Source organism: Roseateles aquatilis (genome assembly GCF_002205645.1).
In the GTDB taxonomy this organism is placed as follows: Bacteria; Pseudomonadota; Gammaproteobacteria; order Burkholderiales; family Burkholderiaceae_C; genus Roseateles; species Roseateles aquatilis.
Genome location: NZ_NIOF01000007.1, coordinates 244,390 through 263,713, shown reverse-complemented (window position 1 = coordinate 263,713; position 19,324 = coordinate 244,390). Strand labels below are relative to the sequence as shown.

Below are 19,324 nucleotides of genomic sequence, written 5' to 3'. Positions count from 1 at the left end.
TGGCCATGGGCTTGGCCGTGGCCGCGGCCCTTGGGGGCGGCGTCGCGCCGTCCTTCGCGCAGCCGCAGCCGCAAGCGCCGATCCAAGGCGGTCCGTTGCCCCTGCTGCGCTGGTGGATCCTGGACATGCCGCCGCACTTCAGTTATCGGGACGGCAAGGCGCCTCAGCGCGCGGAGGATCTCGGCCAGGGCGAGGTGGACGGCTTCATGCGCTTGCTCGTCGACCGCATGCCGCAGTTCCGTCATGAGTTCGTCGAGCTCAGCCTGCCGCGCTTCGAGGCGCAGGTCCGCCAGGGCGAGACGCTCTGCTCGGTGCTGCATGTGCGCACGCCCGAGCGCACGCAGTGGCTGTACTTCACGCCGCTGCATCCGGCGCTTCTGGCGCGCCAGATCCACGTGGTGGTGCGGCGCGAGGATCTGCCGCGTTTCGAGTTCAACGGCCAGTCGGTGGCGCTCGCGGACCTGCTGCGTCGCACCGACCTCGTCGGGCTGGTGCCGCGCGACCGCAGCTTCGGCCCGCGCATCGACAAGCTGCTGGCGGCTGATCCGGAACGTGCCCCGCGCTCGGTCGTGGCGGGCCGGAGCGCGAATCTGCTGGGCATGCTGAAGGCGCGCCGGATGGACTACACGCTCGATTACCCGGCCACCGTCGACGAGTACAGCGCGCAGCATCCGGGCTCGCCCGCGCTGGCCAGGCTGCCGATCGCCGAGGGCCGCAGCACCATGGTCGCCACCGGCAGCTGCAGCCGCACGCCCGACGGGCGCCGCGCCATCGAGGCGATGGACCAGGCGGTGCGCAAGCTCGCCGCCGATCCGCAGCGCGAGGCCTGGTTCAAGGCCTGGCGCGGCCTTGCCGGCATCGATGCCGATGACCTGCCGCGCTTGAACCGCTACCTCGACGAGCGCGCGCGGGGCGCGGCGCAGATCGAGTGACTGTCGGCCCCCGGGTCGCCGCTCGACGATGCGGCGCGTCGGTCTCCATGCTTCATCCCGCGGCATCGCCCCGCACGACCGCTCCGCCGAGACTCACCGCCGATGGCCCGTCCCCCCAAGCTTGACCTGCCGCTGCGCGACGGCGTCGCCGCCAGCGCGCTCGCCTGCCCGCCCGGGCACTGGGCGCTGGTGCTGGACTTCCTGGCCGAGCGACTGCCGCTGGTCGGCCGCGGCGATTGGGCCGGACGCATGGCGCGCGGCGACGTGCTCGACGACGGCGGTCGTCCGGTCGCGCCCGACGCGCCGTATCGCGCGCAGCGGCGCCTCTACTACTGGCGCTGGCTGGCCGACGAGCCGATCGTGCCCTTCGTTTCGCGCATCCTGCATCTGGACGATCACCTGCTGGTCGCCGACAAGCCGCACTTCCTGCCGGTCACGCCCAAGGGGCGTTATGTCCAGCAGACGCTGCTGACGCGGCTGCGGCAAGAGACCGGACTGGCCGCGCTCAGCCCCATCCATCGCCTCGATCGGGAAACCGCGGGGCTGACGCTCTTCTCCGTGCAGCCCGGCAGTCGCGACGCCTATCAGCGGCTGTTCCGCGAGCGCGAGGTGGAGAAGGTCTACGAGGCGATCGCGCCATGGCGCGAGGCGGTGGGCCCCGAATTTCCGATGGCCTACGCGAGCCGCCTGGAAGAACATCCCGTCGACTTCATGCAGATGCGGACGGTGCCGGGCGAGCCCAACGCCGTCACGCGCATCGCGGTGCTGGAGCGCCTCGGCATCGACCGCGCGCGCTACGAGCTGCGGCCCGAGACCGGCGTGAAGCACCAGTTGCGCGCGCAGATGTGCGCGCTGGGGCGGCCGATCGAGGGCGACCGGATCTATCCGGTGCTGCGACCGGTCGAGGAGACGGTGGATTTCTCCTGCCCGTTGCAGCTGCTCGCGCGCGAGATCGCGTTCGTCGACCCGTTGAGCGGTCAACCGCGGAGGTTCGTGACCTCGCTCCGGTTGACCGGCGCGGACGAGGGTTTGAGCCAGGCCGTGGCCGCGCCCGAGCGTTGATCGTCGAACAGGCGGCCCGATGACCGGGCCGCCCGCCGTTCACGCCGTCAGCGCCTCTAGCCGGCGCAGTGCCGCCAGCGTCGCGCGGCAGGCGCTGGCCAGCTCGGTGCCTTTCGACACCAGGTGCTCATGGAAGAAGCCGTGATGGACGGCGTGTTCATGGAAGGCCTGCGGCGTCAGCACGGCCGAGAACACCGGCACGCCGGTATCGAGCTGCGCCCGCATCAGCCCGTCGATGACGGCCTGTGCAACGAACTCGTGCCGGTAGATGCCGCCGTCGACGACCAGCGCGCAGGCCAGCACCGCGTCGAACTGCCCGCTGCGCGCGAGCTTCATCGCATGCAGAGGGATTTCGAATGCGCCGGGGACTTCGAAGGTCTCGACGTGGACGGGGCCGGCGGACTGCAGGCCGCGGATCGCGGACTCGCGGCAACGGCCGACGAGCTCGGCATGCCAGGTCGCGGACACGATGGCCACGCGCGGCACGCGATCGCCACCGACGCGGGGCGAGCCCGAGGACGCCGACGAAACGTGGGAAGGATGAGCACCGCCAGCAGCGGCGGTCGAGTGGGACAGGTTGGTCTGACTGGTCTGATTCATGGTGACCCTGTGCACGATGGCAAGGTGAATGAATCAGGGCGCGCACGCACAACGCGGCCCGGCGCGAGCGCATGCACGAGGGCACGCGCCGGCGCACGGCCGACGATGGACGCGATCTCTTTCATCCGGACTGTGACCGTCGGCCCTGGCCTCTCACCAGGTCTGCTGACCCCGGCGCCGCAAGGGCGGTGCCGGGCGCTCGCGGGCTCCCAGGGTCATCGGTCTGGCGACCGGGCCTGGATACCGCCGGTGGGGAATTTCGCCCCGCCCTGAGAACGCTGCCCCGCTTGCCTTCCAAGGACAGGCGAGCGGGGCGGGCGGATTCTAGGCAAGGCACCCTGCCGCGTCGGCGCGGCGCGATCAAAACCCCATTTGCAGCTGTGCGCTGAACATATCGCCCCGGCTGCGGTAGGTGTTCCCCCACAGGTAGGCCGCCGTCAGCTCCACGCGGGCGTCCAGGCGGGCTTTCAGCACCGGGCCCGCGCGCCAGGACTTCGGCTCCGCGAAACCCTGCAGACCGGCGCGCCAGTCGGCCTGCCAGCGATACAGCCCCTGCCATTGCAGCTTGGCCTGGTTTTGCCGCCGCGACGCCGCGTCATGGGCCCAGAACACGTTGAGGTTGAACTGCGTCAGGCCCCATTCGGTCTGGAAGATCGGGCCCACCTCGATGGCGTTGCCTTGGCCGCGGTTGCGGATCAACTGGACGTGCAGCCCGAGGTCGTAGGGCGTGTCGCCTTGCGTCAGCAGGACCTGGTTGACCCAGTTGATCGAGCTCAGCGTCTGCTCGCGCATCGTCGGACCAATCCAGCTGAGCAGCAGCTCGGTGCTCCAGCGCGAGGTCACCCCGTGGCGCAAGCCCAGCTCCGGCCAGAGCGTCGCGGCCTCGTCGGGGGGCGCGACGCTCCAGTAGCGCAGGTCGACCGTGGTCTGGCCCGCCTCGCTGTACGGCCGCACGAGGTAGTAGCCCGGATCCGCCAGGGCCGGCGAGGTGGCCGCTGTCAGCAGCCCGGCCAGCGCGAGCGCCCTCGCGGCAGCCCGTCCGATCCCTCGGCAGGGCGCGTCACGCAAGGCCCGCGACAGGCGGTTGATCCCCTGTTCATTCATCTCACCCCCTGAGACCATCGACGGCGATTGTCAGGGTCCAACCCGCATGGAGTTTCCCCGGGGAAACCAGCGAGATTTGCTCGGCACAATCGATCGGAGGCGATTTGCGGGACTTTGTTGCACAGCGTGCATCCACCCATGACCCACAAGGCCATCAGCATTTCTGTCGGGGCGCGCTCGATGCTGGCGCTGTTCGTGTTCGGCATGCTGCTCGTCGCGTTGTCCAGCGGCTGGCAGTTGCGCGAGGACACCCGGCAACGCGCCGCGCGCACCGACGCCGAGTTGAGCGCCATCCCGCTGCTGTATGCCGGACCGCTGGCCTACAGCCTGCAGCAGGAGCACCGGCCCGAGGCCGTGCGGGGCCTGCTCCGCCACATCCTGACCCGGCACAACCTGCGCAGCGTCGAATTGCAGACGCGCGGCGGCGAGCAGTTCCGCGCGCTGTCCGACGACGACGCAGAGCCCGGCCAGAGCGCCGAGTTCTCCCTCGCCGACAGCGGCGAACTGCGCCTGCAGGCGACCGCCGCGACGATGGGCGACACCCTGCGCCGCGACCCGCTGCTGCGCTCGACGCTGATCCACCTGGCGATGGTGACGGCGCTGGGGATCGGCGCGGCGCTGCTGCTGGACCGCTGGTTGCTGCGCCACCTGCGGCGCCTCTCGGATCAGGCCAGCCGCTTCGATCCGACGCTGCCGCCGCCGTCGCTCGGCTGGCTGGAGCCGGGCGAGACACGACCGCGCGAGCTGCTGCAGCTGGAGCAGGCCATCGACCATGTCCGCACCTCGCTGGGCGACGAGCTGCATCGCGAGCAATCGCGCGGCCGGGAGCTGCGCGAGGAGATCTCGCGCCAACACCGCGCGCTGCAGCAGGCGGAGCGCTCGCTGGAGGCGAAGCGGCGCGAGCTCGCCTCGATGGAGCGTCATGACGCGCTGACCGGCATCGCCAACCGGCGCGAATTCGATCTCGCGCTGCGGCGCGAGTTCAAGCGCGCGCAGCGGGACCAGGGCCGGCTGGCGCTGGCGATCCTCGATGTCGATCATCTGAAGCCGTTCAACGACCGTCACGGACGCGCCGCCGGCGACGAGGTGCTGAGGCGGCTCGCCCGCCTGCTCGCCGAGCACTTCCAGCGCGACACCGACGTGGTCGCGCGGCTGGGCGGCGAGGAATTCGCGGTGCTGCTGCCGGGTTTCGACGCGGAGTCCGCGCAAGGGCTGATGGAGTCGCTGCGCGAGGCGTGGCGCGCGCTGGCGCTGCCACACGGGGCCTTGCCGGAGGAGGCGATGACGGCGGACGTGGTGACCGTCAGCGCCGGACTCGCGGCGTATCAGCCGGGCCATCCCTACCTCAGCCCGCAGGCGCTGATGCAGGCGGCGGACGAGGCGTTGTATCTCGCCAAGCACATGGGCCGCGACCGCCTGTGCCTGGCGTCGTGAGTACCGCGGCGACTCCGCCGCGGCCATGAGGCCGGGCGCGCGGCGCGATCAGCGGCCGCGGTCCTCGGCCTGTTGCAGTTGCTCCTCGACGCGGCGCGCGGCGCGCAGCATCAGCGTCTCGTCGAGCTGTGCCTGGGGCGCGATGTCCATGACGGTCTCGTCCAGCGTCTCGGGCTTGTTCATGAGCGTCCATGCGATCAGCGAGATCGCGCCCACGCCGCGGCGCTGCATCGCCTCGGGCATGCGCAGGTCGTGCTGCAGCTGGACGTGGTAACGCACGCTGGCGACGGCCGCGGGCGCCAGGCCCCAGCTCTCGCACAGCGCCGCGCCCAGCGCGTCATGGCTGACGCCGAACGCGGTGTGTTCGAGCTGCACCAGCTCCTGATCGCTGCTGGCCGCGCGCAGCATGGCCGGGTAATGGCCCGGCGCGTGACGGTAGAGCACCGCCTTGCCGCATTCCTCGAACAGGCCGGCCGAGTGCGCGGCCCACGGGTCCACGCCCAGCATCTGGCCCATGCGGCCCATCAGCAGGCCGCGCTTGGCGGCGCGCGCCCAGACCGGCTCCAGCTCGACGGCGGGCGGGAAGGCGGCGCGCAGGCCCATCTCGAAGGTGATCGCGGCGACCTCGCGCATGCCCAGGTAGGTCAGCGCCTGGTGCACCGTCTGCACCCGGCCGCGCAGGCCGTAGAGCGAGGAGTTCACCGCCTTCAGCACGGCGGCGGCCAGCGCCATGTCGGTCTCGACCAGCCCCGACACGGCCTGCAGGTCGATGTCCTCGTCCGCCATCAGCAGCGACAGCTTGACCAGGACTTCCGGTTGGGTGGGGATCTCGATGTCCAGCGCACGCAGTTGTGGATCGACAGGCATGGTGAGCGGCGGTTGTTTGTTCAATGGTATCCCTGGGGAAGGGGGCCCGGCATCCCGCCTTTGGCGGACGCCGCGTCACGAAATGTTCTCGGGGCGTTCAGCGGAGGAACGCGTCCCATCCGGTCTTGAGGATCAGGAGCGACACGACCACGACGAACATGCCGCGCACGAACCCGGCGCCGCGCGCCAGCGCCATGCGGGTGCCGACCAGGCTGCCGACGACGTTGGCCACCGCCATCACCGCCGCGACGTGCCACCAGATGTGGCCCTTGCTGACGAACAGCATCAGCGCGGAGAAGTTGGTGGCGGTGTTCAGCAGCTTGGCGGTGGCGGAGGCGTGGAGGAAGTCGAAGCCCAGCAGCCGCACGAACAGGAAGACGAAGAAGCTGCCGGTGCCGGGGCCGAAGAAGCCGTCGTAGAAGCCGATCACCAGGCCGATCGCGCTGGCGATCAGCGTCTGCGCGGTGGCCGCGTGGCGAGGCGCGTGCAGGCGGCCGAGGTCCTTCTTCGCCAGCGTGTACAGCAGCACGCCCAGCAGGATCACCGGGAGCACCTTGCGCAGCCCGCTCGGGTCCACCTGCGTGACCGCCCACGCGCCGCAGAAGCTGCCGACGAGCGCGGCCACGGCGGCCGGCATCAGCGACAACCAGGGCAGCGACACACGCTTGGCGTATTGGTGGGTGGCCCAGGCCGTGCCCCAGATCGCGGCGCCCTTGTTGGTGCCGAACAGCGTGGCCGGCGCGGCGTTGGGGTAGACGCTGAACAGCGCGGGCACCAGGATCAGCCCGCCGCCGCCCACCACGGCATCGACAAAACCGGCCGCCAGGGAGGCGACGGCTGCCGTCAACAACTCGATCATCGACAACGACTCGCAAGGGCGGCTTCGGCCGCGAACGCGGGCCGCGACGCCTCTCGCGACGGGCCACAAAAACAAAGCGGGCACCTGTTCAGGTGCCCGCGAATTGTGACAGTGTCACTGCGATTCGTTGGTGTTGCTTTGATCTATTTGTCTCCTCAGCCCCCGTAGGCAACCACCATTCGCATGACAGTCGCGTCGAGTGGGCGGATCCTAGGACCGGCATTCCACGCACGCACTTGGGGTTTTCACCCGGCGTCTGCACCATTCTGGAACAGTTAGCCGGCCCTTACTTTCGCGAAAACATCAACACCGTCGCATTTGGCGAACATCGCCCGCCGCACTGTTCTCGCCCGGCGGGCGGGGGGCGCCCGTGTGGCGCGGATGTGTCATACCCCTGAAACGAAGGTGCCGCGACGGTCGGCATCGACGCGATGTGGCGTGGCACGACGTGACGTGAAGCGACATGACAGGTCGCCGGGAACTTTTGGAGCCGCTGGCGCAATACGTTCATGCTGGGAGACGACACCTCCCGTCCGAACGACGCCTCGCCCTTCGCCGAACGCCCCGATGAGATTCTGGACACGCATGGCCGGCCGCGCCCGCCTGAACAACGATCCCGACCCGCCGCCCACGCGGGCCGCCGACGCCGCCGCCAGCGAGGCGCTGGTGCGCCGCCTGCGTCACGGCGACGCCGGCGCGCTCGAACCGCTCTATCGGGGCGAGTCGCCGGGCGTCTACCGCTATGCGCTGGCGCTGTGCGGCCAGGCCGACCTCGCGGCCGACGCGATGCAGGACGCCTTCGTCCAATTCGCTGGGCGGCCCGAGGGCTGGGACCCGGGCAGGGGCAGCCTCGGTGCCTACCTCGCCGGCATGGCGCGGCATCACCTGCTGGGGCGGTGGCGCGATCAGCCGGTGGCGCATGACGACACGGACGCCGACGACGGCGACCACGTCGAGGCGCCCGAGCAGCAACTCGTCCGCGCGCAGGACCAGGCGCGCCTGTGGGCCGCGATGCAGGCGCTGCCATGGACCTTCCGCGAGGCGGTGGTGCTGGTGGACCTGCAGGAACGCTCCTATGTCGACGCCGCCCGCATCGCCGGTGTCGAGCTCAACACGTTGCGCACCCGGCTGCACCGCGGCCGCGCGCGTCTCCTGGCCGCGTTGCAGGACGCGGCGCCCGCCGTCGAACGCTCATCGAAGTCCGCATGATGAAGACACACGACCCCTCCTCCCCCTCGGGCTCGCCGCCCGGCGGCCCGCAGTCGCCGCGCACTGCCCGCCTGGCCGACTGGCTCTGGGCATCCGGCCACGACCTGCGACAGCGCGCGCCGGAACCCGGCCGCGACGACGCGGTGCTGCAGGCGATGCGCGCGAGCTTCGCCACCCGTCAACGCTCGGTGCGCCGCGTCGGCTGGCGCTGGGCGCTCGCCGGGCCGGCGCTGTGCGCGACGGTGCTGGTCGCCTGCGTCTGGCTGCTGGGCACGGCGCCGCCGGGCGAATCCGGCGCCACGGTGGCGCGCGGCAGCGACTTCATCGTGCTGGTGTCCGCCGACCGCTGGGCCGCCTACGAGAAAGCCGGCGCGGGCACGGCCTGGCTGGTGCCCACCGACGTCCCCCGCGAACGGCTGGCGCTGCTGGGCCTGCCCTACGACCCCGCCGCCGCCGCCGAGCCGGTGCACGCCGAGCTGCTGGTGCATGCCTCCGGCGATGTGCTCGCGATGCGCGTGCTGCCCTGAGATCCCCTCCCTCTTTCCCCCGGAGACCGCCATGAAGACTTCCCTCACCGCCCTCGCCCTGGCCATCGCCGCCACCGCGGTCCAGGCGCAGCACGACGCTCCCGAGGCACCGCCGGCGCCCGCCGTGCCGGCCGTGCCAGCCGCGCCGCTCGTGCCGCCCGTTCCCCCCGTCCCGGAGCTGACGACGCCGGTGATGATCGAGGCCGGCATCGCCGGCCACATCCTGAGCGCCGAGCGCGTCGTCAAGGGCGCGCCGTACTGCGCGCAGGCGGTGCACGAGACCGTCCAGTCGCTGGCCGACGGCAACCGCATCGTCCATCAGCAGACCAGCCAGCTGTGCCGCGACGGCGAGGGCCGCACGCGCCAGGAGGTCGAGCGTCAGGGGCGCCGCTACGTCTATCTGCGTGATCCGGTCAGCGGGGAGAACTGGCTGCTGGACCCCGACAAGAAGACCGCGCGATACCTCGGCGGCCGCATCGATGCCGAGGCGCAGCGCGAGCACAGCGAGAAGATGCGGGAGTACAACGACAAGATGCGCGATTACGCCCGCAAGATGCGCGACTGGGCCCGCGAGCACGGCGAGCGCGTCCGCGAGGCCTTCGCCAGCGGCGAGTCCGCGCCGCGCGCCACGCCCAAGCCGCCCGCTCCCCCGGCCGCGCCCAATGCGCCGACCGCGGTGGTGATCGCGCCGGGCGAGACCGGCCAGGACGTCCGCCTGATCCGCATCGAGACGCCGATGGCGCCCATGGCTCCGATGTCGCCGATCCCCGTGGGCGTATCGATGCGCATGGAGCCGCTGATCGTCACCGGCGACGACAGCCGCCTGAACAACCTGCCGCCGCGCGAGATCGACGGCGTCAAGGTGACCGGCGGACGTACCACCTCGACCATCCCCGCCGGCAAGATCGGCAATGAGAAGCCGATCGTGATCACGCGTGAGATCTGGACCTCGCCCGAGCTGAAGATCACCGTCAGCGCCCAGACCAAGGACCCGCGCAATGGCGAGCAGAACTACCAGCTCCGCAACCTGCGCCGTGCCGAGCCCGACGCCGCGCTGATGCACGTCCCCGGCGACTATCAGAAGACCGGCGTGCCGACGCCGCGCAAGCCCAGGGAAGGCAAGGACGGCAAGGACGCGAAGCAGGGTTGACGGTCACGGGGGCGTCGACGCCGCGACGGCAGGCGCGCAGCGCCGACAATGCCGGCCGATGACGGCGCTCCCCCCTCGACTGATCCTGCAGACGCTGAACCGCGGTGACGGCCTGCTCGGCATGAGGCCGCACGGCAAGCTGGGCCCGCGCGGCGACCGGGTCACGCTGATCCGGATGACGCGCGGCCTGCAGGACGAGGCCCGCATCACGCAGTGGCAGGCCCTGCCGCTGCATGCGGTGGACGTGTCCATGCTGCAGTGGCGCGATGCCTCGTTCGGCCGCGGCCTGACGCCGTGCTGGACGCTGGAGCAGGAGGACCAGTTCGCGGACTTCGCCGCCGACGAGGTGCCGCGCTTGCGCGCGCTGGGCTGGGAGATCGAGTTCGCGCCCGGCTTCGCCCATCACAGCCTGGCGATCGACGCCTGGTCGCTGGAAGTCCAGCCCGATGACGGCGCGGATGCCGGGCCGGTGGAGCTGGCCGCGCCCGGGCGCGTCCCGACGCTCGGCTTGTCGCGCCGCAAGGGCTCGTGGCTGCTGAGCCTGGGCGTGACGGTGCAGGGCCAGCGCGTCGACCTCGCGCCGATGATCTGGGACCTGCTGCGCAAGGACCGCCGCTGGCTGTATGCCGACGCGATCTCCGGCATCGACGACGACGCCATCATCGGTCTGCGCGCGCCCGGCGGACGGCGCCTGCACACGACGGCCGCGCCGTTGAAGCGGTTGATGCTCAACCTGCTCGAGATCCTTGTCGCGCAACGCTCGCGCCGGGCGCCGATCCAGCTGACGTCGTGGGAGGCGGCGCGGCTGTCGGCGCTCGACGTGCCCGACAGCCGCTGGCAGGTCCATGGCGCCGCCGAACTGCGCGCGTTGTGGGAGCGGCTGCGCCAGGCCGGCCCGCCCCGCGTGCCCGATCACCCCGAGGGGCTGGGCATCACGCTGCGGCCCTATCAGTTGCAGGGGCTGGCCTGGCTCAAGTACCTGCAGCGGCAACAGCTGGGCGGCATCCTGGCCGACGACATGGGCCTGGGCAAGACGGCGCAGGCGCTGGCCCACCTGTGGACCGAGAAGCAGGCGGGCGGCTTGACGGCGCCGGCGCTCGTCGTCGCGCCGACCTCGCTGATCTTCAACTGGGTGAAGGAGGCCGCCCTCGTCGCGCCCGGCCTGCGCGTGGCGACGCTGTCGGACCCGTCCGAGCGCGGCGACGTGCTCAAGCGGCTCGGCGAGGTCGACCTGTTGCTGTGCAGTTATGGCTTGGCCTGGCGCGAGGTGCGGGCGCTGGCCAGGCCGGTGTTCTCGGTGCTGATCCTGGACGAGGCGCAAGCCGTCAAGAACCCGCGCTCCCGTGCCGCCCGCGCCTTGCGCCGCTTCCAGGCCGCCCAGCGCCTGGTGCTGACCGGCACGCCGCTGGAGAACCATCTGGGCGAGCTCTGGACCCAATTCGACTTCCTGATGCCGGGCTATCTGGGTGAATCGCGGGAGTTCGCCCGCCATTGGCGCAAGCCGATCGAGCAGAACGGCAGCGCCGAACGTGCCCGGGAGCTGGCGTCCCGCGTGCGCCCTTTCATTCTGCGAAGGCTGAAGGAGCAGGTCGCCGCCGACCTCCCTCCGATGACGGTGCTCACCCAGCGGATTCCCCTGCAAGGGCGACAACGTCAACTCTATGAAAGCGTCCGGATCGGTGGCGACCATCTGGTGCGGCGGTTGCTGGCGCAGTCCGAGCTGTTCGGCAGCGGGCTGATCACGGTACTGGACGCGATGCTGAAGCTGCGCCAGGTCTGCTGCGATCCGCGCCTGGTGCCGGGCATCGAGATCCCGGCCGGCATGGAGGCCGCCAAGCTGGACTGGTTGCGGGAGAAGGTGCCCGAGCTGATCGCCCAGGGGCGGACGATCCTGGTGTTCTCGCAGTTCACCGGGATGCTGGCGTTGATCGAGGAGGCGATGACCGCGGCGAAGGTCCCGCTGCTGAAGCTGACCGGCGAGACCCCGGAGGCGCGGCGTGGCGAGGTGGTGCGCCGCTTCCAGGCGGGCGAAGCGCCGCTGATGCTGGTCAGCCTGAAGGCCGGCGGGGTGGGGTTGACGCTGACGGCGGCCGACACGGTGATCCAGGTCGACCCCTGGTGGAACCCGGCGGTGGATGCCCAGGCGCAGGCGCGGGCGCACCGGATCGGGCAGTCCCGGCCGGTCTTCGTCCATCAACTGGTGATCGAGGGCAGCATCGAGGAGCGGATGCTGGAACTGCAGGCCCGCAAGCGGGCGCTCGCGGACGGCCTGCTGGGCCGTGACGGGGGAGAACGTCTGGAGAAATTCAGCGCCGCGGAGATCGAGCGGCTGCTGGCGCCGCTTCAGCCGTCGGTGGACGAGGACGACTGAGCGCGGCGTCTGGCGGCGGGGTTGCCGGTGGCAGGCCCGCCGCGGGGATCAGCGCTTGCGGTCGAAACGCAGGGCGCGGGCGACGCTGCGGCGGTCGCAACCGAGGCTGGGCACTTCGAACGCCTCGTGCTTGCGACCCTTGTCACTGCTCAGCTCCGGCATCGGCACGCGACGCTGGGTGGACTCGGTATGGGACTGGGACTTCATCATGGTCTTGGACCTTCTGGCTTCCGAGCGGGGGGATGACCGCTTTGTGCCAGCTAACGCGGGCCGTCGGAGCCTCGTTGACAGCCATTTCACAATTCCCAACAAAGCTCGCGCCATCGTCACGCATGATGCACCATATGAGTGCATTGGCCGTTCTGCGAACAGCGGAGACTTGGTCCCCACAGGCAAGGAATTGCGCATGCCAACCTGTCCCCACCCGCCTTTCTCGCTAAGCTCCGACCCCATGTCCGCCGTCCCCTTCCCGCCGCAAGACGAACTGCTCGTCGCCTGTCTGTGCGCCGCCTGGTGCCGGGTGTGCGACACCTACCGCGACGATTTCGCCGCGCTGCGCCATCAGCATCCCCAGGCGCGGTTCGTGTGGGTGGACATCGAGGACGACTCGGAGCTCGTGGACGATCTGGAGGTGGAGACCTTCCCCACCCTGCTCATCGGGCGGGGCGACCGGGTGTGCTTCATCGGACCGGTGCTGCCGCAACCCGCCGCCGCCCAGCGGCTGATCCAGGCGGCCGAGGACAACCCGACCATGTCCGCCGCCAGCCCGTCGGCGCCCACCGGCACCACGGCCGCGGCGCAGTCGCTGTTGTCGAGGCTGCGCCAGTCCTGCTGAGCGTCCGGCGCGGCCGATGCCTTGCGGCCGGCTGAGGCTTCCCCCGCACCTCATCCACCCACCGCCCATCGGGGTGACGACGACCTTCGGTCCCAAGGTGGTGCGCAGGCGAGAATGCGCCACCGCCAACATACTTGCCGGTCATCCGCGCGACCCGCGGCCGACCGCGATCCGATGAACGTCCAATTCAAGAATTCGGTGGCTCGCGCCACGCCCATCCTGGCGCTGGACCGCGCCGCCTATCAGGCCCTTGCCCCGAAGCTGCCCAAGCGCACCCAGCAATGGCTGGCGACGCTCGGCTTCTCCGCCGCGCCGGACACCTTCGCGCTGGTCCCGGGAGAAGACGGCAAGCTGGCCCAGGTCTTCGCGGGCGTGGCCCACACGGCTCACCCGTTCGCGCTGTCGTCGCTGCCGCTGGCGCTGCCGGAAGGCGACTACACGCTGTCCGCTGACGGCGTCCCCCTTCAGGATGAAGCCGCCGCGCTGTCCTGGGAGCTGGGCTGCTACCAATTCGACCTCTACAAGCCGCGCAAGCGCCAACCGGCCCAACTGCTGATCAAGAGCAGCGCCGACGGCCAGCGTGGGCTGGCCCTGGCCACCGCCATCACCGCGGTGCGCGACCTGGTGAACACCCCGGCCGAGCACATGGGTCCGGAGGAGCTGTCCAAGGCCGCGGCCATGGTCGGCAAGCAGCACGGCGCGAAGTTCAAGGAAGTCGTCGGTGACGACCTGCTGAAGAAGAACTTCCCTGCCATCCATGCCGTCGGCCGCGCCAGCACCCGCGCGCCGCGCCTGATCGAGCTGAACTGGGGCAGCGACAAGCATCCGCGTCTGACGCTGGTCGGCAAGGGGGTCTGCTTCGACACCGGGGGCCTGGACATCAAGACCCCGGACGGCATGCGCCAGATGAAGAAGGACATGGGCGGCGCCGCCAACACGCTGGGCCTGGCCACGCTGATCATGGCGCTCAAGCTGCCGGTGCGCCTGCAGGTGCTGATCCCGGCGGTGGAAAACTCGATCGCTGGCAACGCCTATCGGCCGGGCGACGTGGTCAAGACCCGCGCCGGCCTGCACATCGAGATCGGCAACACCGACGCCGAAGGCCGCGTCATCCTGTGCGACGCGCTGGCCTATGCCGCCGAGTTCAAGCCGGAGCTCATCATCGACCTGGCCACGCTGACCGGCGCCGCCCGCATCGCGCTGGGCGCGCAGTTGCCGGCGCTGTTCTCCAAGCACATGGACACCGCGCGCGACCTGGTCGACCTGGGCCTCAAGATGGACGACCCGCTGTGGCACATGCCGCTGTGGGCGCCTTACAAGGAAGGCATCACCTCCGGCATCGCAGACATCGTCAACACCGGTCGTAACGCGCTCGCCGGCTCGATCAACGCGGCGTTGTTCCTGGAAGCGTTCATCCCTGAACAGCAGGACTGGCTGCACATCGACCTCTTCGCGTGGAACGACGTCAACCGCCCCGGCCGGCCCATCGGTGGCGAGGCGCAGACCATCCGCACGCTGCTGGCTTACCTGGAAGAGCGCTTCGCCGCTTGATCGCCTGATCGCCTGGCACCCGGTCACCGACCGAGTGCCGGGCATCGGCCTCACTCCCCGGCCACGATCCAGGCCGCCGCCCGCTCCGCGATCATCAGCGTGGGCGAGTTGGTGTTGCCGCTCGTGATCGTCGGCATCACGCTCGCATCGACCACGCGCAGGGCCTTCACGCCCCGTACCCGGAGCCGGCTGTCCACGACGGCCCGCGCGTCGTCGACCGGTCCCATGCGGCAGGTGCCAACCGGATGGAAGATCGTCGTCGCGATATCGCCGGCCAGTCGGGCGAGTTCCTCGTCGCTCTCGAACTGCACGCCCGGCTTGTGTTCCTGCGGCCGGTAGCGGGCCAGTGCCGGCTGCGACACGATGCGTCGCGTCAAGCGCAGGCTCCGCGCCGCGACATGGCGGTCCTCATCGGTGCTCAGGTAGTTGGGCGCGATCGATGGCGCATCGGCCGCGTCGGCGCTGCGGATCATGACGGTGCCGCGGCTGGTGGGATTCAGATTGCAGACGCTGGCGGTGAACGCATTGAAGCCATGCAGCGGCTCGCCGAACGCGTCGAGCGACAGCGGCTGCACGTGGTACTGCAAGTCCGGCCAGGCCTTGTCCGGACTGCTCTTGGCGAAGGCGCCGAGCTGCGACGGCGCCATGCTCATCGGACCGGTGCGGCGCAATGCGTATTCCAACCCGATGCGGGCCTTGCCGAACCAGCTCGACGCCAGCGTGTTCAGCGTGCTGACGCCATCCACCTTGAACACCGCGCGGATCTGCAAGTGGTCCTGCAGATTGGCGCCGACGCCGGGCAGGTCCTTCACCACCGCGATGCCGTGGCGTTGCAGCAGCGCCGCCGGGCCGATGCCCGACAGCTGCAGCAACTGCGGCGAGCCGATCGCGCCGGCCGCCAGCAGCACCTCGCCGCCCGGCTCCAGGCGCGCTTCCTCCAGCCCGTGGGGCGTGCGCACGAGCACGCCGTCGCAGCGCGTCTCGCCGTCGACGGTCTCGAACAGCAGGCGCTGCACCTGCGCGCAGGTCCACATCTCGAAGTTGGGCCGCCGATAGGCCGCGGGCCGCAGGAAGGCCTTGGCCGTGTTCCAGCGCAGGCCCGCGCGCTGATTGACCTCGAAGTAACCGACGCCCTCGTTGTTGCCGCGATTGAAGTCGGGCGTCGCGGGGATGCCGGCCTCCTGCGCCGCCTCGGCGAACGCATCGAGCACCGCCCAGCGCAAGCGCTGTTTCTCCACGCGCCATTCACCGCCGTGGCCGTGCAGCGCCGCGTCGAAGCCGGGCGGTCGCTCCCCGCCGGCGTCCAGCCGCCAATGGTCCTCATGCTGGCGGAAGAACGGCAGCACGCCGTCCCAGCGCCAGGCGTCGTCGCCGGTGGCGGCGGCCCAGCCGTCGTAGTCGCGGCTCTGGCCCCGCATGTAGATCATTCCGTTGATGCTGGAGCTCCCGCCCAGCACCTTCCCGCGGGGGTACCGCAGGCTGCGTCCGTTCAGGCCCGGGTCAGGCTCGGTCTTGAACAGCCAATCGGTGCGGGGGTTGCCGATGCAGTACAGGTACCCGACGGGGATGTGGATCCAGTGGTAATCGTCGCGGCCGCCGGCCTCGATCAGCAGCACCCGCTTGTGGGGATCCGCGCTGAGCCGGTTGGCCAGCAGGCAGCCGGCCGTGCCGGCGCCCACGATGATGTAGTCGAACCGGTTGTCGTTGTCTCCGCCCATGGGTGTGCTGTCGTTCTGGTTCTATGTGAGACCCCATGCTGACGGAGCGGCTGGCGACCGGCAACCACGTTCCTACGTAGATTCGCCCTCGCTGTTCAGAATCCGCCCTCCCAGTCCCAATTCGTACCAATCGATGCGCCGTGTCAGCGTCATGACAGCCGCGAGGATGGAGAACAGCAGCAGCGCGCCGACGAGCAAGGCGGCCTTCTCCAGATTCAGCAGCACGAACAGCGCGCCGTACAAGGTCGCGACCAGCGCGCCGAAACCCAGGCCTCGCCACCAGGAGCCCAGCATCGAGGCGCCGTAGAACGTCAGCAACCCGATCGCCGCGGCGCAGGCGAGCGCATAGGACATCGCGAAGCTCAGGTGCTCGGACAGGCTCAGCAGCAGCAGGAAGAACAGCGTCATCGCCAATCCGACGAGCAGGTACTGCACCGGATGCACGCGGCGCCCGGCCAGCAGTTCGAGCAGACCCACGCTGACGAAGGTCAGGACGATGAACATCAGGCCGTACTTGATCGCCCGATCGCTCATCACATATGGATTCACCGGATCGATCATCGAGAACGCCAACGCGTCGGTGATCGTCGCGCCTTTGCCGTCGGACGGCACCTTCGCGGGCATCGCGTAGGGCATGTCCGCGTCGGCATCGCGGTCCACGGTCGGCAGCGAGCGCCCGGCCCGCACGTCCCGCAGCGCGGTGGTGGCCAGCTCGGACACCTGCCAGGTCGCTTCGAAGCCGGTCGCGTCGACGCGGCTGGTCACCGGCAGGAAGCGTCCGCCGAAGCTCGGATGCGGCCAGTCGGAACGCAGCTTGACCTGCGTCGCGGACGCAGCCGGCACCAGGCCGAAATCGCTCATGCCGACCAGGCTCACCGAGACCGTCAGTTCGAGTGGATCGTCCAGCTTCAAGCCGCGCAGCGGCGCCTGCAGGCCGCGCGGATAGTTGTCGTTGCCGGTGCCCGGCTCGATCGACAGCGCGTCGGTGCCGCGCTTGATCGCCACCGACCGCAGGCCTCGCGAGTCGCTGAAGGCGACGACCACCCGCATGTCGTCACAGCTCACCTTGCCGCCGTGCTGGGCGCTTGGCGTCAGCGCCGCCAGCGTGGCCCATCGCGCGTCCATCGTCAGCGTGCCGGCGTAGCCATTGATCTTGAATTGCCCCCGGACGCGGCGCTCCTGATTGAGCGTGCCGTCGACGACCAGTTGCGCCGGAAGCGCCGACAGGACGAAGTCACGCCGCTGCGGCTGTTCCCGGGGATCGGGCGGGATCCATTGCTCATTGCAATTGCGCTGCACCAACGGCCCCAGCACCACCTGCGGTCCCGCCTGCGCCGCCGCCACGCCGGCCTCGGCGGCCCGCTGGCGTTGCTGGCGCTCGTCCACCAGCCAGCCGATCCGGGCCAGCACGATCATCAGCAGCAGCGTCACGCCGCCCAGGATCACCAACTTCCACCACAGCGCCTTGATTCGCATCGCTCCGCCTCCTCGCCCATCGGCACATGCCGGGCTCCTCGGGACGGCGCAGTCTCGGCAGCGTCGGTGAGCTCAGGACGAAGTTTGTGAGGCGACAGTGAAGTCGTCGAACTCGAGGCGCACGCGCAGGCCGGGCTCGGCAGGCTCGAAGCACAGCCGCCCGCGATGCAGGCCGGCGATCTGCCGCACGATCGCGAGACCCAGACCCGATCCCTTGCGCAGGCTGCCCGGGCGCGCGGTCGAGAAGAATCGCTGGCCGAGCTGGGACCAGGCGCCGACCGGCACGCCGGGGCCGTGATCGCGCAGTTCGAAGAAGGCGCATCGGTCCCGCTGACTCGCGGCGGTGATCGAGCCAGCAGGCGCGTCGACGGGCCGGGCATCAACGCCGACCCGCAAGTCCAGCGTCGAATCCACCGGCGAGAAATCCACCGCGTTGGCGATCAGGTTGCTGATCGCCAAGGACAACAGCTCCGCGTCCGCCTGCAGCAGGACGCGCTCGCGATGCTGCCAGCGCACCGTCAGGCCTTGCTGCACCAGGCGGTCACCCAGTTGCACCAGCACCTCGTCCACGGCCGCGTCGAGCGCCACCGGCCGCGGATGCTCCGGCCCGCGCCGCAGCTCCAGCGTGGAGAGCTCGAGCAGGCGCTCGACCATCTCCGTCATGCGCTCGCTCTGCGCGACGACCTGCGCGGCGAAGCGCTGCCGGTCGGCCTCGGGCAGGTCTTCCTGCAGCAACTCCCCGGCGCCGCGCAGCGCGGCGAGCGGGCTCTTGAGCTCGTGCGTCAACGCGCGCGCCACATGCTGCAGGTGTTCGCGACCGTCGAGGCGCTCGCGCATCGCGTCCATCGCCCCGGCGAGTTCGCCCAACTCGCCCGGCACCTTCGGCGGCGGCTGCCGCTGGCCGAGCTGCACCTCTTGCGCATAGCGGCGCAGGCGGCGCACCGTCGTCACCATCCACCAGGTGACGGCCATGCCCACCGCCAGCGACACCGCCAGCAAGGTCAGGCCGGCGATCCAGATGCGGCGCTCGGCGCGGTAGATGATCTGCTGCACCGCCGCGGCCGGCTTGGCGACGGCCACCACGCCGATGGTGCGGCCATCGACGCGCACCGGCGCCGCGACGTACATCACCGGGCTGCCCTTGGCGTCGCTGCCGTTGCCCAGGTCGCCGGCATTGCCGTAGGGCGTGAGCAGCGGCGCCTCGATGGTCGAGCGCGCGCCGTACTCGCCGCGCAGCGTGCGGGCGACGTCGTTCCAGGCCGAGTAATCCTGGCCGGTCGCCGGCGCGGGGCTGGTGTCCAGCACCACGCGGCCGGTCGCGTCCGTGACGTAGATGCGGAAGTCCAGCGTCCGCTTGCGGGCGCTCAGGATGCGGGCGTCGACGGGCCGCTCCGCGTAGTCGCGCACGCGCTGCGCGAATCGCGTGCCGGTCAGGTCTCCGCCCGGCGGCATCGCGGCGAGTTCATCGCGCGCCAGCTCGGCCACCAGATTGGCGGTGTCGACCATCATGTCTTCCATCACCTCGCGCACGCTGGGCTTGAACTCGCCCAGCACGACGCGCAGCAGGATGAAGGCGCTCAGGCCCGCGACCAGGAAGAAGGCGAGGAACAGCCGCAGGCCGAGGCGCAT

General features: G+C 70.4%; 17 protein-coding genes and 1 riboswitch. Of the genes, 9 read left to right on the top strand and 8 right to left on the bottom strand.

Translation table 11 applies throughout. The features are described 5' to 3' along the window. The first annotated feature begins 17 nt into the window (after positions 1 to 17). Positions 18 to 932: a TIGR02285 family protein gene (locus CDN99_RS17025; RefSeq protein WP_141100836.1), complete on the top strand. Its 915-nt coding sequence runs from the start codon at positions 18 to 20 to the stop codon at positions 930 to 932. A gap of 102 nt (positions 933 to 1,034) precedes the next feature. Further along, a complete protein-coding gene (locus tag CDN99_RS17020) occupies positions 1,035 to 1,994 on the top strand; it encodes a pseudouridine synthase (RefSeq protein WP_088386071.1) in 960 nt (319 codons plus the stop codon). Positions 1,995 to 2,033: 39 nt separating this feature from the next. Here CDN99_RS17020 and CDN99_RS17015 read toward each other — a convergent pair whose 3' ends face one another. Then, on the bottom strand, positions 2,034 to 2,594 hold the full coding sequence (locus CDN99_RS17015; protein ID WP_088386070.1) for a 6,7-dimethyl-8-ribityllumazine synthase: 561 nt from the start codon (positions 2,592 to 2,594) through the stop codon (positions 2,034 to 2,036). Positions 2,595 to 2,703: 109 nt separating this feature from the next. After that, a riboswitch (FMN riboswitch) is annotated at positions 2,704 to 2,875 on the bottom strand. Positions 2,876 to 2,954: 79 nt separating this feature from the next. Further along, positions 2,955 to 3,698, bottom strand: coding sequence for a hypothetical protein (locus CDN99_RS17010; RefSeq protein ID WP_088386069.1), 744 nt, complete (start codon positions 3,696 to 3,698; stop codon positions 2,955 to 2,957). A gap of 138 nt (positions 3,699 to 3,836) precedes the next feature. On the opposite strand from CDN99_RS17010, the gene CDN99_RS17005 reads away from it, so the two are divergent. Then, complete coding sequence (locus tag CDN99_RS17005) at positions 3,837 to 5,132, top strand: GGDEF domain-containing protein (protein WP_141100835.1); 1,296 nt, start codon at positions 3,837 to 3,839, stop codon at positions 5,130 to 5,132. A gap of 48 nt (positions 5,133 to 5,180) precedes the next feature. On the opposite strand, the gene CDN99_RS17000 is transcribed toward CDN99_RS17005, so the two are convergent. After that, positions 5,181 to 5,999 carry an HDOD domain-containing protein gene (locus tag CDN99_RS17000; protein ID WP_088386067.1) on the bottom strand — a complete coding sequence of 273 codons (819 nt, stop codon included), beginning with the start codon at positions 5,997 to 5,999 and terminating at the stop codon, positions 5,181 to 5,183. 97 nt (positions 6,000 to 6,096) lie between these two features. Beyond that, positions 6,097 to 6,858 (bottom strand): sulfite exporter TauE/SafE family protein, encoded by a 762-nt coding sequence (locus tag CDN99_RS16995; protein ID WP_375134450.1) that lies wholly within the window; start codon positions 6,856 to 6,858, stop codon positions 6,097 to 6,099. A 567-nt stretch (positions 6,859 to 7,425) separates the two neighbouring features. Here CDN99_RS16995 and CDN99_RS16990 point away from each other — a divergent pair. Genes CDN99_RS16990 through CDN99_RS16975 form a run of 4 tightly spaced genes read left to right on the top strand, consistent with a single transcriptional unit; the run spans position 7,426 to position 12,115 of the window. Beyond that, positions 7,426 to 8,067, top strand: a complete 642-nt coding sequence (locus tag CDN99_RS16990; protein WP_158218864.1) for an RNA polymerase sigma factor — start codon at positions 7,426 to 7,428, stop codon at positions 8,065 to 8,067. Further along, positions 8,064 to 8,594, top strand: a complete 531-nt coding sequence (locus CDN99_RS16985; RefSeq protein WP_088386065.1) for a hypothetical protein — start codon at positions 8,064 to 8,066, stop codon at positions 8,592 to 8,594. The genes CDN99_RS16990 and CDN99_RS16985 overlap by 4 nt, the downstream gene beginning before the upstream one ends. A 31-nt stretch (positions 8,595 to 8,625) precedes the next feature. Continuing rightward, positions 8,626 to 9,744: a hypothetical protein gene (locus tag CDN99_RS16980; protein WP_088386064.1), complete on the top strand. Its 1,119-nt coding sequence runs from the start codon at positions 8,626 to 8,628 to the stop codon at positions 9,742 to 9,744. A 58-nt stretch (positions 9,745 to 9,802) separates the two neighbouring features. Then, positions 9,803 to 12,115 (top strand): DEAD/DEAH box helicase, encoded by a 2,313-nt coding sequence (locus CDN99_RS16975; RefSeq protein ID WP_088386063.1) that lies wholly within the window; start codon positions 9,803 to 9,805, stop codon positions 12,113 to 12,115. 48 nt (positions 12,116 to 12,163) lie between these two features. Here CDN99_RS16975 and CDN99_RS28695 read toward each other — a convergent pair whose 3' ends face one another. Beyond that, positions 12,164 to 12,325 carry a hypothetical protein gene (locus CDN99_RS28695; protein WP_158218863.1) on the bottom strand — a complete coding sequence of 54 codons (162 nt, stop codon included), beginning with the start codon at positions 12,323 to 12,325 and terminating at the stop codon, positions 12,164 to 12,166. A gap of 241 nt (positions 12,326 to 12,566) precedes the next feature. Between CDN99_RS28695 and CDN99_RS16970 the strand changes: the two genes are divergently transcribed. Together CDN99_RS16970 and CDN99_RS16965 are read left to right on the top strand one after the other, a co-directional pair. After that, positions 12,567 to 12,950, top strand: a complete 384-nt coding sequence (locus tag CDN99_RS16970; RefSeq protein WP_088386062.1) for a thioredoxin family protein — start codon at positions 12,567 to 12,569, stop codon at positions 12,948 to 12,950. Positions 12,951 to 13,124: 174 nt separating this feature from the next. Beyond that, positions 13,125 to 14,501, top strand: coding sequence for a leucyl aminopeptidase family protein (locus tag CDN99_RS16965; RefSeq protein WP_088386061.1), 1,377 nt, complete (start codon positions 13,125 to 13,127; stop codon positions 14,499 to 14,501). Positions 14,502 to 14,551: 50 nt separating this feature from the next. Here CDN99_RS16965 and CDN99_RS16960 read toward each other — a convergent pair whose 3' ends face one another. From CDN99_RS16960 to creC, 3 genes are all read right to left on the bottom strand, one after another. After that, the gene (locus CDN99_RS16960) at positions 14,552 to 16,219 is read right to left on the bottom strand and encodes a GMC family oxidoreductase (RefSeq protein ID WP_088386060.1); all 1,668 of its coding nucleotides are present in this window, start codon (positions 16,217 to 16,219) and stop codon (positions 14,552 to 14,554) included. Positions 16,220 to 16,291: 72 nt separating this feature from the next. Then, positions 16,292 to 17,695, bottom strand: a complete 1,404-nt coding sequence (gene creD, locus CDN99_RS16955; protein ID WP_088386059.1) for a cell envelope integrity protein CreD — start codon at positions 17,693 to 17,695, stop codon at positions 16,292 to 16,294. Between the two features lie 72 nt (positions 17,696 to 17,767). After that, positions 17,768 to 19,324 carry a two-component system sensor histidine kinase CreC gene (gene creC, locus CDN99_RS16950; protein ID WP_088386058.1) on the bottom strand — a complete coding sequence of 519 codons (1,557 nt, stop codon included), beginning with the start codon at positions 19,322 to 19,324 and terminating at the stop codon, positions 17,768 to 17,770.